The sequence below is a fragment of the Amycolatopsis sp. NPDC102389 genome, assembly GCF_044765885.1.
In the GTDB taxonomy this organism is placed as follows: Bacteria; Actinomycetota; Actinomycetes; order Mycobacteriales; family Pseudonocardiaceae; genus Amycolatopsis.
Window position 1 is genome coordinate 110,326 of the sequence record NZ_JBIWKX010000007.1, and the last position, 13,272, is coordinate 123,597.

Below are 13,272 nucleotides of genomic sequence, written 5' to 3' on the forward strand. Positions count from 1 at the left end.
AGACCCTATTGCGTATTCATGCGCGAAAGGTGTCTCGAATGAGCAGAGTTGCGCAATCCCTGGGTTGTTTGGCCGCAGTGGCCATACTCGGGCTTTCCCCGGTCGCCGCCCACGCCGATCCGGCCGCGGCGGCGTCCGGCAAGCTGGGCGATCTGACCGGGATCTCCGCCGAAGGCCCCACGGTCACGCTGAAATCGGGAAGCGCCGCGGTGCGCGTCAGCTTCCCGTCCGAAGGCGCCGTCCGCGTCTGGCTGGCGCCGGACGGCACGTTCACCGACCCGGCGGGCGGCAAGATCGTGCTGCCGCGCACCGGCGACCCGGTCACGCCGAAGAGGACCGACAAGGGGGACTACTGGGCGGTTTCCACGGCCAAGGCGACCCTGCGGGCGTACAAACACCCGTTGCGGCTCGCGTTGTACGACGGCGCGGACGGCAAGCGGCTCTGGGAGGAGTCCGCCCCGCTGTCCTGGACCGACAAGCAGACCACGCAGACCTTGGCGCGGACGGCGACCGAGCAGTTCGTCGGCGGCGGCGAGCAGAACGGCCGCTTCAGTCACCGTGACCAGAAGATCCGGATCTTCGCCGACTACAACTGGAACGACGGCGGAGCACCGAATTCGCAGCCGTTCTACGCCTCCACGGCGGGATACGGCGTGCTGCGCAACACCTTCGCGCAAGGCACCTACGCCTTCACCGAGCCGGTGCGCACCACGCACGACGAGCGCCGCTTCGACGCGACCTACGTCGTCGGCGCAGGGCTCAAGGACGTCATCACCGGCTACACCGATCTGGTCGGAAAGCCTTTCCTGCCACCGCTCTACGGCCTGGAACACGGCGACGCGGACTGCTATCTGCACAACGCCAACCGCGGCGAGCGGCACACGCTGGACGCGGTGAAGATCGCGGAGGGGTACACCGAGCACGGGATGCCCAACGGCTGGATGCTGGTCAACGACGGCTACGGCTGCGGATACGAAAACCTCCAGCAGACGGGCGAAGGCCTGCGCAAGAACAACATGCAGCTGGGCCTGTGGACCGAGAACGGCGTGCCGAACCAGGTCGAAGAGGTCAAGGCCGGGGTCCGGGTCCGCAAACTCGACGTCGCGTGGGTCGGCCCTGGCTACCAGTTCGCGCTGGACGCCTGCGACACCGCGCACAAGGGCATCGAGGACAACAGCGACGCGCGCGGCTTCGTCTGGACGCCGGTCAGCTGGGCGGGCGCGCAACGCTGCGGCGTGCTGTGGAGCGGCGACCAGGCCGGTTCCTACGACTACATCAAGTGGCAGATCCCGACCTACGCCGGCGCGACGACGTCAGGGATCGCGTACAACACCGGTGACATCGACGGCATCTTCGGCGGCAGCCCGCAGACCTACGTCCGCGACCTGCAGTGGAAGGCGTTCCTGCCGGTCTCGATGACGATGGACGGCTGGGCCGCGTCGGACAAGCAGCCGTGGCGGTACGGCGAGCCGTACACCTCGATCAACCGCAAGTACCTGCTGCTCAAGGAACGGCTGCTGCCCTACACCTACAGCCATTCGGTGGAGGCGCACAAGTCCGGCGTCGGCCAGGTCCGCCCGCTGGCGCTCGAATACCCGGACGACCCGAACGTCTGGGGCGAGAAGGCGAAGTACGAGTTCCTGTCCGGCAAGGACTTCCTGGTCGCGCCGGTGTACGAGAACTCCACCGTCCGCAACGGCATCTACCTGCCGAAGGGCACCTGGGTCGACTACTGGAGTGGCAAGACCTACACCGGTCCGACCACTGTGGACGGTTACGACGCGCCGCTCGACACGCTGCCGTTGTTCGTCCGTGCCGGTGCCGTGGTGCCGATGTGGGCCGAGGGCACGAAGTCGTGGCAGACCAGGGACAAGGGCGTGCTCGACCTCGACGTCTACCCGCAGGGCAAGGGCTCGTTCACGCTCACCGAAGACGACGGCGTGACCAGGGCGTACAAGAACGGTGACCAGGCGAAGCAGACGTTCACCGTGGACGCGCCGACGTCCGGCCTCGGCACGGTGACCGTCGGGATCGGTGCCGGTTCCGGTTCCTACGCCGGGAAACCCGCGTCGCGGAACTATCAGCTGACCGTCCACACGGGAAGCAAGCCCGCGACGGTACTGGCCGGGAACTCGGCCCTGCGGCAGTACGGCAGCAAGGCCGAACTGGACGCGGCGCCGTCGGGCTGGTGGTTCGATCCGGCGACCGGCGGGGTCGCGCGGGTCAAGACCGGGATGATCGGCGCCGGTGACCGTCAGGACGTCCGGCTGTTCGGCACGAGCGCGGTCGGCGGGATCTTCCCCGAGGATCGCAATGGCTCGGTCGCGCTGTCCCTCCCGGCCGTGGCCGGACCCGGGCAGACCGCGACGGGCACGCTGAGCTTCACCAACGGCACGCCGCTGCCCGTCCGGGACGTCAAGTTCTCCTTGCCCGCCAACGGCTTCCGCGCCGAGGTGCCCGCCGGTCCGGCACTGGTCATGCCGGGCAAGACCGTGCGGGTGCCGGTGAAGGTGACGCCGGACGCGGGTATCAAGCCGGACGATTACCAGCTCACCGCGTCGGCGTCGTACCAGGCGCGGCTCGGGGAGAACCGGGTGACCGACTCGGTGACGGTCACCGTCCCGCACGGATCGCTGGCCGCGGCGTACGGCAACGTCGGCGTCACCGACGCGGCCCACGTCGCGGTGGGGGACATCGACGGTGGCGGCAGCAGTTTCCGGGCGGAAGGCCTCGCCGAAGCCGGTCTCAAGCCCGGTGCGGGCTTCTCCGCGCTCGGTGCTCAGCTGACCTGGCCGCAGACCGGTACGGGACAGAAGGACAACGTCCTCGCGTCCGGTCAGACCATCGCGGTGCGGGGCACGGGCGCCAAACTGGTGCTGACCGGAACCGGCACGGGCACGGCGAAGGGCACTGTCGTCGTCCGCTACGCCGACGGCAGCACCAGCCAAGCGGAACTCGGGTTCCCCAACTGGTGCTGCGCCGATCCCGCCCAGTACGGCGCGACCACCGTGGCGACCGTGATGGGCAAGAACACCCGTGCCGGTGCGGCGTATCCGACCACGCCGTACCGAGTGTTCGCGAACTCCGTCCCGCTGACCGCGGGTAAGGAGGTCGTCGCGGTGACGCTTCCGTCGAATACCGCGATGCACGTCTTCGCCGCGGGCATCGGCTGAGTCAGCGGTCCGTGAAGGACTCCTTGAGGGACCCAGAGTCCCTCAAGGAGTCCTTCAGGGACTCGTGCGCACAGCCGAGGCGATGAGCGTCATCGGCCAGCGGGCATCGCCGGTCCGGCGGGCCAGGACGACGTCCAGCCGTTCACCGGTGAGCCTGCCGCCTGTCGCGATGCATTCCCGCACCAGGGATCGCGTCTCGTCGTCCGCGAAGTCCGTTCCGTGGTCCCGTTCCCACAGCTTGAGCGCGTGCGCGGCGGCGCGTTCGGACAGGTTCGGGACCGTCGCGTACCAGTGGCCGCCCATCCTGCCCGGCGGTGGACCGTCGCCCGACGGCACCCGCCTGCCGAGCCGCTTTTCCTTCAAGCGCGCGTTCTTGTGGTCGGTGAGTTCCGCCCGCCACACCGCGCGGCTGGCCTCCAACGCCTCCAAAGCTCGCAGCAGAGCCTTCTCATGCCGTTGGTACGGCCCCGCCAATTCCTCGAGAAAGCTCAACGTCGCCCGGTGGCCGATCGGGTGATACAGGCTCACGCACGAACACAACGCCGCGACCCGGCGGCCGTACGCCGTGTGCTCGTCCCGCACCCTGCGTGCCCGCTCGCTGAACCCCATCCGCCCAGATTAGCGCCCGTTCAGGCGGCTACCGGCGTCCACAAAGCGTCGATGGCGCGTTCGGCCTCGGCCTGGCTGGCCTCGGCCAGCGGGATGAGCTCCGCCATCGCCGGATTGGTCTTCGCCATGGTCAGCTCGGCGGTCACGAACCTCGGTGCGAGGCCCGTCAGCGAGACGCCGTGCGGGATCCACGACTGGGCGTGGTCCCAGCCTTCGCGCGGAGTGCCTTCGCCGTAACCGCCGCCGCGGGAGACCACGACGATGAAGTCGCGGTCGCCGAGCAGGCCTTCCCTGGTCTCGGCGTCGAGCGTCAGCCCGGGCACGATCAGGTGGTCGACCCAGGCCTTGACCGTGCTAGGCGCGCCGAAGTTGTACAGCGGCAGGCCCAGCAGGATCGTGTCGGCCGCCTTCACCTCGTCGACCAGTTCCGTGATGAGCCGCCATGCCCCGGCTTGTTCCGGGGTGTGCTGCTCCGGCGGCACGAACTTGGCGGTGTTAGCCGCCGCACTCAGATGCGGCAGCGGGTCGGTGCCCAGGTCGCGATAGGTGACGGTGCCCTCCGGATGCGCGGCGCGCCAGGCGGCGGCCGCCCGCGCGGTGAGGCGGCGGCTGGTCGAGTGCTCGCCCGTAATGCTCGAGTCGATGTGCAGCAGGTTCGTCATGCTTATTATCTTGCACAGATAGTTTGTGTAACGCAAACCATTGATGCTGTGGCGGTCATCATGGGGAACGTACACTTGACGAGTGCCCGAACTCCCGGTCGTGAACCAGCCCCCGCACCGCTGCGGCGCGCTGCTCGACCACGTCACTCGCCGGATCCGGCTGCGCAGCGAGTCCGTCCTGGCCCCGCTCGGCCTGAGGCCCCGGCATCTCGTCGCGCTGACCGTGCTGCGGGACTTGCGCGGCTGCTCGCAGCAGGACCTCGCGAAGACGCTGGAGATGGACAGCACGAACGTCGTCGGCCTGCTGAACGACCTCGAGTCCGCGAACCTGATCGAACGCAGGCGGTCACCGGAGGACCGGCGGCGGCATATCGTCGAACTCACCGACGTCGGCGCCAAACAACTCGCCAAAGCCGAGTTCGCCCTCGCCGCGGTCGAGGACGAGGTGCTCGGCGCGCTCGACAAGGATCAGCGCGAGACGCTGTACACCCTGCTTTACCAGGCGACCAGCCGGGTCGAGCCCGCCGCCTGCGTCGACGCCGCACACCTCGAAAACTGCTGATTCGTTGCCGCACAGGCGCCGCCGAACGGGCAGAATCGGTGGGGTGAGTGAAGGGCGCGACACCACGCACGACTGGGCCGATTCCGTCGACGCCGAGCATCTGGCACGGATTCGCCGAAACCCCGGGGAGTTCGCCCCCGGCGGGGTCGCGCACCTCGTCCTCGAAGTGCTCGCCTATGCGGCGGAGGAAGCCGAAACCACCGGCGGGCACGGCGGCTTCGTGAAGAAACCGGTCATGTCGACCAAGGATCTGCGTTTCTTCGATTTCCCTGGAAAACAATGGCTTCCGGATGGTCATGCGCGTCGCGGGGTGTCGGTCGTGGCGGCCCTGAGCGACTGGCTCGTGCACACCAACCGACGTCACAACGGCTCTTGGACCCAGCGTTACGAACGCGGTGTCCCGGTCACCGATCTGTCGCCGATCCCCGACGACGGTACGACCGGCACGACGGTGCGTTTCCTGCCAGGGGAGGAGATCGGCCCGGTACGACTGCCGGAGGTGGACGGTTGGCCTTACCTGAGCGTGGAGTGCGCACCATGAGAAAGTGCCTGACAGCGACGGCTTCGGTCCTGTTCTTGCTCGCCGGCTGCTCCGCCGGGCAAGAACAGCCGCCCGCCAAACCGGTCTACGACCTCCCCGCCCGGGAGGTTCGTCCGGACGAGACCGCGCTGCACCTGCCGCCCGCGCTCAACGGGGAGACCGAGTTCTCCCTCATCGGGCTGGCCGCCGGGCTGCCCAGCCTCACCGGCAGCCACGCCGAATTCGAGGCGAAAGGCCAATTCGTCCGGCTCCGGCTGGTGGTCACCGGGAAAGGCCTGTCCGGGATCCTCTTCGACACCCGGCGCCAGCAGCTGCTCACCGATTCCGGCGCGGTGATCGCGGTGGACAACCAGGCCATGACGATCAAACGGCAGCCGGACAAATTCGAGCTGGGTCGCGGTGTACGGGTCGAGTTCGACCTCTACTTCGACCTTCCCAAGGAAGCGAAACCCGTGGTGCTGCGGGCTTTCGGCGGACCGACGCTGACCGACATGAAGAACCTCACCGGCACCGACATCAAGCTGGCATGAGAAAGGGCCCCGCCGCGAAACGCGACGGGGCCCTTCTCGAAAGGCGTCAGACGCCCAGGTCGCCACCGAGGTAGGCGGCCCGCACCTGCGGGTCGTCCAGCAGCTCGGCACCGCGGGCGCTCTTGACCACTTCACCGGTCTCCAGCACGTACGCGCGGTCGGAGAGCTTCAGCGCCTGCTGCGCGTTCTGCTCCACCAGCAGGACCGTGGTCCCGCGCTTGTTGATCTCGCGGATGATGTCGAAGATCTGCGCGATCAGCATCGGCGCCAGGCCCATGGACGGCTCGTCGAGCAGCAGCACCTTGGGTTTGGTCATCAGCGCGCGGCCGATGGCGATCATCTGCTGCTCGCCACCGGACATCGTGCCGCCGAACTGGGTCTTGCGTTCGTTCAGCCGCGGGAACAGCTCGTAGACCTCGTCGAGGTCGGCCTTCAGGTCGTCCTTGCGGGTGTAGGCACCCATCAGGAGGTTCTCCTGCACCGTCATCCCGGGGAACACGCCCCGGCCTTCCGGTGACTGGCCGATCCCGAGCTCGACCCGTTTGTGGCCGGGCGTCTTCGAGATGTCCTTGCCGTCGAAGAGGATCCGGCCGCTGGTCAGCGGACGCAGGCCCGAGATCGTCTTCAGCGTCGTGGTCTTGCCGGCGCCGTTGGCCCCGATGAGCGAAACGATCTCGCCCTCGCCGACCTCGATGCTCATTCCCTTGAGCGCGGCGATCTTCCCGTAGTGGACGTTGATGTCCTGGACCTCAAGAAGCATCTTCCGCCACCCCCAGGTAAGCCTCGATCACCTTCTGGTTGTTCTGCACCTCGTGGGGGAGCCCTTCTGCGATCTTCTGGCCGAAGTCGAGCACGGCCAGCCGGTCGGCGATCTGCATGACCAGGCCCATGTCGTGCTCGATGAGCAGTACGGTCCGGCCGTCGTCACGGATCTTGTGGATCAGCTGCTGCAGCGAGTTCTTCTCCGCCGGGTTCATGCCGGCGGCGGGCTCGTCGAGCAGCAGCAGTTTCGGGTCGGTCGCGAGCGCACGCGCGATCTCCAGACGGCGCTGGTCGCCGTAGGAGAGGTTCTTCGCGGTGTTGTGCTCGACCCGTCCGATGCCGACGAAGTCCAGCAGGTCCCTCGCCAGCTCGCGGCCCCGCTTTTCCTCTTTGCGATGTGTCGGCAGGCCGAGAGTCGCGGTGATCGCGCCGGTCTTGTGGTGCGAGTCGGCGCCGACCATCACGTTCTCGAGCGCCGACATGTTGTGGAACAGCCGGATGTTCTGGAACGTGCGGGCGATACCGGTCTGGTTGATCTTGAACCGCTTCATCCCGTCGACCCGGGTGCCGTTGAAACGCACCTGGCCTTCGGTCGGCTGGTAGACACCGGTGACCACGTTGAACACGGTGGTCTTGCCCGCGCCGTTCGGACCGATCAGGGCGAAGATCTCACCCTGGTTGATGCTGAGGTTGACTTCCTTCAAGGCCGTGACACCGCCGAAGCGCATGGTCACGTTGTCGAATTCGAGCAGCGCGCTCATTTCGTCACCTCCGCCGAAGCCTCGGAATCCGGACCCGCGACTTCGGCGCCCATGGCACCCATCCCGCCCGTTCCTTCTCGTAGTTCCGCTTGGCGCTGCCGCGACGGCAGCAGACCCTCCGGCCGCAGGGCCATCATCAGCACCAGCACGGCACCGAAGATCAGGATCCGGTATTCCAGAAGGAACCGGAACCGCTCCGGGAGCCAGGCGACGAGGAACGCGCCGAGGATCACGCCGGGCAGGTTCCCCGCGCCACCGAGCACGACGGCCGCGAGAATGGTCGCCGAGAGGATGAACGGAAAGTTCTCCGGCGCGATGAAGACGGCCTTGCTGGCGTGGATGCCGCCCGCGAACCCGCCGATCATGGCACCGATGGCGAAGGCCAGCAGCTTGAACTTGAACGTCGGGACACCCATCAGTTCGGCGGCGTCCTCGTCCTCGCGGATCGCGGCCCACGCACGCCCGACGCGGCTCTTCTGCAGGCGTACCGAGAAGATGATCGCGATCACGATCGCGGCCAGGATCAGGTAGTAGTACGGTGCCGCGTCCAGCAGGAACTCGGTGCCGAACACCGGCTCCGGGTGCGGGATGTTGGTGATACCGCGTGCGCCACCGATGGCGTCGGTGTTGTTCGCGGTGATCCGGACGATCTCACCGAAGCCGAGCGTGACGATCGCCAGGTAGTCACCGCGAAGCCGGAGCGTCGGGGCACCGAGGATGACACCGGAGATCGCGGCGAGGAAGATGCCGACCAGCAAGGTCGGCCAGACGAACCAGCCGTAGTTCACCCCCATCGTCGCGAGCGTGTAGGCGCCGATCGCGAAGAACGCGACGAAACCGAGGTCGAGCATGCCCGCGTGACCGACCACGATGTTGAGGCCGATCGCCAGCAGGATGTAGATCCCGATCGGGAAGATCAGGACACTCGTCCAGTCCGAGTCCGGGGACATGAACGACCCGATGGCGGGCGCCGGCAGGATCAGCGCACCGATGATCAGGGCGAGGTAAACGCCATAACGCTGCCAATGCGGAGCCCTGGCCCACCAGTCCCGCATTCCGTCGACCGGGTGAAACCCGGCGCGCGCGGGCTTTCCGTTTTCTGTAGCCACTTCTTCGTTGCCCTTCATGCGCGTGCCCGCTGCAGCGATTCACCGAGGATGCCGGTGGGACGGAACATCAGGACCAGCACCAGTACCACGAAGGCGGTGACGTCCTTCCATTGTGAACCGAAGAAGATGGAACTCCAGTTCTCCACCAGACCGAGCACGATGCCACCGAGCAGAGCGCCGCGCAGGTTGCCGATACCTCCCAGCACGGCCGCGGTGAACGCCTTGATGCCGAGGAGGAACCCGATGCGGTAATCGGTGTTCTCGTACTCCATGACGTACAGCGCCGCGGCGACACCGGCCATCGCGCCACCGAGCAGGAACGTGAGGCGCACGATCTTGTCGATGCTGACACCCATCAGCACGGCGGCTTCGGGATCCTGTGCGGTGGCACGGATACCGCGGCCGATGCGGGTGCGGCTGACCAGCTGGTCGAGGACGACCATCATGATCACGGCGCCGACGATGACGAACACGTGGTCCGTGCGCACGACACCGTTGCCGATGCGGAACAGCTCGTCGTGCGGGATGAACCGCGGCGCGTTCTGTTGCACGCGGCCGGATTTACCCGTGATCCATTCGATGATCTCGAGACCGAACAGCTCCTGCAGGAACAGCGAGGCGCCGATGGCGGAGATCAGGGCGGCCAGGCGGGTCGCGCCCTTCTTGCGAAGCGGGCGGTACGCCACTTGCTCCAGCAACACCGCCGCCCCGCCGGACACGGCGGCCGAAGCGATGATGATCAGCAGCAGCACGGCGATCATCCCGAACACGCCGAGCGTGATCGGGGCGGTGCCGCCCGCGATGCTGATCAGGACGAACAGGGACGTGACCGTCCCGATCATGAAGATTTCGGAATGCGCGAAGTTGATGAGCCGGAGCACGCCGTAGACCATTGTGTAGCCGAGGGCGATGAGGGCGTAGATGCTTCCGGCGACCAGTCCGCCGATGGTGCTACCGAGGAACTGGGCTTGCAGATCTTGAAGCATGACGTGGATGCCTTACCGGACGGGGCGGATTCTTTCGCCACATTTGCGGGAAGCGGGGGTGCTGTGCTCGCACAGCGCCCCCGCTTCCGTTAGGTGTTCCTACCTGCTCCGTCAGCCGTTGAGCTTGGCTTCGGTCGAGGCGCCGAGGTTCTTGATGACGCCACCGGTGACCTGGTAGACGTAAATCGCGTTCGTCTGCGGCTCGCCGTTCTCCTTGAACTTGATCTGCTTCGAGGCACCCTTGAAGTCGATGGTCTTGAGGAACTCGTTGATCTTCTCGGAGGTGGTGTTACCCGCCTTGACCGCGTTGATGATGGCGGTCGCGGCGTCGTAACCCTCGGTCGCGTAGATCGCCGGGTCGACGTTGAACGCGGCCTTGTACTTGGTCACGAACTCGTCGCCGGAACCGGCGTCCTTGATGTTGCACGGGCAGCCGATGACGGCCTTCTCGGCGGCCGCGGCGCCGGCACCGCTGACCAGCTGGGCGTCGAGCGAACCGTCGCCGGTGGCGAAGGTGGCGGTCACCTGGCTGTCACGCAGCTGCTTGAGCAGTCGGCCACCCTGAGCGTAGTAACCACCGAAGACGATGACGTCCGGGTTGGCGGCCTTGACCTTCTGCACGGTCGAGGAGTAGTCCGACGCGTCCTTGGCGAACTTGTCGCGCTCGGTCGGGACGTTCTTCTCCTTGAAGGTCTTCTCGAAGGCGTCCGCGAGGCCGACGCTGTATTCCTGGTCGTCCGAGAGGACGTACGCCTTCTTCGGCGACTTCGCCGTGACCAAGAAGTTGGCGATGGCCGGGCCCTGGTCGTTGTCGTTCGCGACGACACGGTGCCAGTACTTCCAGCCGTTGGAGGCCAGACCCGGGTTCGTCGCCGACGGCGAGACGCTCGGGATCTTGTTCTGCTCCAGCTGACCGCCGATGGCCTTCGACTCACCGGAGAAGGCCGGGCCGATCAGCGCGGTGATCTTGTCCTGGCCGACGGCGGTCGCGATCAGCGACGTCGCCTGTTCGGGCTTGCCCTGGCTGTCGTACTCCTTGAGTTCCAGCTTCGTCGCCGGGTTCGTCTTGTTGTACTCGTCGATAGCGAGCTTGGCGCCGTTGCGGGGCGGGATCACGATCCCGGAGTTCTCACCGGTGAGGTCACCCATGAACCCGATCTTCAGCGTGCTGCTGTCACCGCTGCCGGACGAGCTGCTGCCGCCTGCACAGCCCGCCAGCGCCAGCGACGCAGCCGCCGCGACGGCGAAAACCCGTCCAAAACGCACTCCTGACACCGACTACCTCCCATGACCAACCAGCCGCCGGTAGGCGTTGCCCCCGACACAGGGGCTAGGTTAGGGCAGGAAGATATCCCCCTACGCCATGATCTGCCCAGACGCCCATCACTCTGTGTCCACATCGTGACGGTCGAAACCAGAACGAATTGCACGAAAAGGCGAATGTTGCCGGTTGGCGAGTCTTCGCTGGTCACGCTGGGGATTCACCGCTACCACGTCGATCATGCTCGTGGGTAATGATCATGTTTCGGCCGCGTATCTTGCGCTTTTTCAGCTCCTTCGTGGGCGGCCGTTCGTCGTAGCAATGCTGCCCCAAAGGGCGTCAACGGTGCCCCCTCTTCCCCGGCGCCATGACAACCGATGGTTGTCGCCGCGGTCCGAACGGCTGTTGGATCCAGGCCCTGACCTCGCGATTAGCTCTTCCCATGACGACGAATACCGAAGCGATCGAAGGCGTGGCCGCGGGAGTCCCGTTCGTGGCGCTGCCGCCGCCGGACGGCAAGCGTCCGGCGCCGCTGGTGCTGACCTGGCATCTGCTGGGCGCGCCGTTCAGCGAGGCGGCCATGGCGGCGGCGCTGCCGATGCGGGACCTGCACGCGTGGCGGGTGCACCTCGGGTTGCCGCTGACCGGGAAACGGTTCCCCGAAGGCGGTTTCGAGGGCTTCTTCCGGCTCGCGAGCGAGGACAACGTGCTCAACGTCGTCGAACCGCTCACCAAGCAGGTCGAGGCGGAGTTCCCGGCAGCTGTGGCGGAACTGCGCTCCCGGCTGTCCATTGAGGACGGTCCGGTCGGGCTGGTCGGCGGGTCGCAGGGCGGCGCGGTCGCGTTGCAGATGCTGACCCATGCCGAGATCCCGGTGGCGGCGGCCGCGCTGGTGAACCCGGTGACTCAGCTGGCGCCGGTGATCGCGGCGAACGAGCGCGTCTACGACGTCACCTACCATTGGTCGGACCGGTCCCGCGCGGTCGCGGACGAGTACGACTACGTGCGGCGGGCGGACGAACTGACCGCGCCGGTCCTGCTCGTCATCGGCGAGGAGGACGACGTCTCGATCACCGAACCGGCCGAAGCCCTGCACAAGGCGCTGGGGGAGCGGCGATCCGAGCTCGTCACGATCCCGGGGATGGCGCACGGATTCGCCGAGGCGCCCGGCCTCGAACCCGCTCCGCAGACGGAACACGCGAAGCTGATCGACGCCGAGCTCACGCGCTGGTTCGCCCGGCACCTAGCGGTCTGAGGTCGTCGTCCGGCAGCCAGGACCGCTCGGGATCGTAGGCGCACCAACCTTCTTCGTGGCTGGTCCGGCCCGCGAGCGCCAGCAGGCGCCGCAGGGCCGGGCCTTCGCCGCGCCGCCACACCACCGACCACGGGAACAGCGGCGACGGTGCGAACGGCAGGACTCGCAGATTGAGATCGGACGCGAGGTCCATATCGGCGCCGGCGAGCGTGACCCGCAGCTTTCCGTAACGCGTCTGTTCCAGTGTGTGCCGGAGGTCGTAGCTGACGCCGGAGTCGTCGATCGGGACGGCGAATTCTTTGCATAGGCGTTGCAAATAAGAAAGCCATTCGACCGGGCCGCCCAATTGCGGAATCCAGATGCCCTCGCTCCGGAGATCGGACAATTTCAGGACATCGTTGCTCGCCAGCGGATGTTCCGGCGCGAGAAGGGCGACCAACGGTTCGAGCCGGACGAGCCGATGGTCGAGTTCCGCGGGCACGTCGCGGCCGAGGTCCGCGACGCGGCCGAACGCGAGGTCGATCTCGCCGCGGACCAGCGGGTCGAGGGCGTTGGCCAGTCCGCGCCCGGCGACGCGCTCGACCGCGAGCTCCGGGTTCCGCTGAGCGATGCGCCGCAGCATGTACATGGGGGAGAGGCGCGGATCGATGAGGTCGAGGCGGGGCGGGCGGTCCCGCAGGCCCATCGCGGCGACGGCGGCGTCGGCCGCGCGGATCAGCTCGCGCGCGTGCGGGAGGAACCGGTCGCCGTCGGCGGTCAGCTCGACGGACCGGTTGGTGCGCCGGAAGAGCTGGACCGACAGCGCGTCCTCGAGCTTCCGGACGCGCTTCGACAACGCCTGCTGGGTGAGGAACAGGGATTCCGCTGCGCGACCGAAATGCCCGTGGTCGGCGGTCGCGACGAACGCACGCACCTGGGCCGTGTCGAGATCCACGCCGTTACGGTACGTGAAGGCCTTCTTCCTGGTGGCTCGGTGGAGTCGTTGGTGGTGAGCGGGGAGGATCCGAGCGTGGCCTTGATCAAGCGCCGAGACCGGCATACTTCCTCGACGATGCAGGAAT

13 protein-coding genes are annotated in these 13,272 nt (G+C 67.0%); 5 read left to right on the top strand and 8 right to left on the bottom strand.

Going from position 1 to position 13,272, the window contains the following annotated elements; translation table 11 throughout:
* Positions 1-38 precede the first annotated feature (38 nt).
* A complete protein-coding gene (locus ACIRGA_RS09195) occupies positions 39-3,173 on the top strand; it encodes a TIM-barrel domain-containing protein (RefSeq protein ID WP_400938485.1) in 3,135 nt (1,044 codons plus the stop codon).
* Between the two features lie 54 nt (positions 3,174-3,227).
* Here the strand turns inward: ACIRGA_RS09195 and ACIRGA_RS09200 are convergent, their stop codons facing one another.
* Together ACIRGA_RS09200 and ACIRGA_RS09205 are read right to left on the bottom strand one after the other, a co-directional pair.
* Positions 3,228-3,782: a hypothetical protein gene (locus ACIRGA_RS09200; protein WP_400938487.1), complete on the bottom strand. Its 555-nt coding sequence runs from the start codon at positions 3,780-3,782 to the stop codon at positions 3,228-3,230.
* A gap of 20 nt (positions 3,783-3,802) precedes the next feature.
* Positions 3,803-4,444 (bottom strand): FMN-dependent NADH-azoreductase, encoded by a 642-nt coding sequence (locus ACIRGA_RS09205; RefSeq protein WP_400938490.1) that lies wholly within the window; start codon positions 4,442-4,444, stop codon positions 3,803-3,805.
* An 82-nt stretch (positions 4,445-4,526) separates the two neighbouring features.
* On the opposite strand from ACIRGA_RS09205, the gene ACIRGA_RS09210 reads away from it, so the two are divergent.
* From ACIRGA_RS09210 to ACIRGA_RS09220, 3 genes are read left to right on the top strand one after another with little or no spacing between them, the layout of a single operon-like run.
* Positions 4,527-5,006 (top strand): MarR family winged helix-turn-helix transcriptional regulator, encoded by a 480-nt coding sequence (locus tag ACIRGA_RS09210; RefSeq protein ID WP_400938492.1) that lies wholly within the window; start codon positions 4,527-4,529, stop codon positions 5,004-5,006.
* Positions 5,007-5,049: 43 nt separating this feature from the next.
* Positions 5,050-5,547, top strand: coding sequence for an ATP-binding protein (locus tag ACIRGA_RS09215; RefSeq protein WP_400938494.1), 498 nt, complete (start codon positions 5,050-5,052; stop codon positions 5,545-5,547).
* Positions 5,544-6,077, top strand: a complete 534-nt coding sequence (locus ACIRGA_RS09220) for a hypothetical protein (RefSeq protein WP_400938496.1) — start codon at positions 5,544-5,546, stop codon at positions 6,075-6,077. The genes ACIRGA_RS09215 and ACIRGA_RS09220 overlap by 4 nt, the downstream gene beginning before the upstream one ends.
* A 46-nt stretch (positions 6,078-6,123) precedes the next feature.
* On the opposite strand, the gene ACIRGA_RS09225 is transcribed toward ACIRGA_RS09220, so the two are convergent.
* The 5 genes from ACIRGA_RS09225 to ACIRGA_RS09245 form a co-directional block, all read right to left on the bottom strand.
* Complete coding sequence (locus tag ACIRGA_RS09225; protein ID WP_016335497.1) at positions 6,124-6,837, bottom strand: ABC transporter ATP-binding protein; 714 nt, start codon at positions 6,835-6,837, stop codon at positions 6,124-6,126.
* A complete protein-coding gene (locus tag ACIRGA_RS09230; protein ID WP_400938499.1) occupies positions 6,827-7,600 on the bottom strand; it encodes an ABC transporter ATP-binding protein in 774 nt (257 codons plus the stop codon). The genes ACIRGA_RS09225 and ACIRGA_RS09230 overlap by 11 nt, the downstream gene beginning before the upstream one ends.
* Complete coding sequence (locus tag ACIRGA_RS09235) at positions 7,597-8,727, bottom strand: branched-chain amino acid ABC transporter permease (protein ID WP_400938501.1); 1,131 nt, start codon at positions 8,725-8,727, stop codon at positions 7,597-7,599. The genes ACIRGA_RS09230 and ACIRGA_RS09235 overlap by 4 nt, the downstream gene beginning before the upstream one ends.
* Positions 8,724-9,695: a branched-chain amino acid ABC transporter permease gene (locus ACIRGA_RS09240; protein ID WP_400938503.1), complete on the bottom strand. Its 972-nt coding sequence runs from the start codon at positions 9,693-9,695 to the stop codon at positions 8,724-8,726. Before ACIRGA_RS09240 ends, ACIRGA_RS09235 begins: the two co-directional genes overlap by 4 nt.
* Positions 9,696-9,806: 111 nt before the next feature.
* Positions 9,807-10,961: a branched-chain amino acid ABC transporter substrate-binding protein gene (locus tag ACIRGA_RS09245; protein WP_400938505.1), complete on the bottom strand. Its 1,155-nt coding sequence runs from the start codon at positions 10,959-10,961 to the stop codon at positions 9,807-9,809.
* 437 nt (positions 10,962-11,398) lie between these two features.
* Here ACIRGA_RS09245 and ACIRGA_RS09250 point away from each other — a divergent pair, with 437 nt between their 5' ends.
* Positions 11,399-12,211, top strand: a complete 813-nt coding sequence (locus ACIRGA_RS09250; protein WP_400938507.1) for an alpha/beta hydrolase family protein — start codon at positions 11,399-11,401, stop codon at positions 12,209-12,211.
* On the opposite strand, the gene ACIRGA_RS09255 is transcribed toward ACIRGA_RS09250, so the two are convergent.
* Positions 12,177-13,145, bottom strand: coding sequence for a LysR family transcriptional regulator (locus tag ACIRGA_RS09255; protein ID WP_400938509.1), 969 nt, complete (start codon positions 13,143-13,145; stop codon positions 12,177-12,179). The genes ACIRGA_RS09250 and ACIRGA_RS09255 overlap by 35 nt on opposite strands.
* Positions 13,146-13,272: the final 127 nt, after the last annotated feature.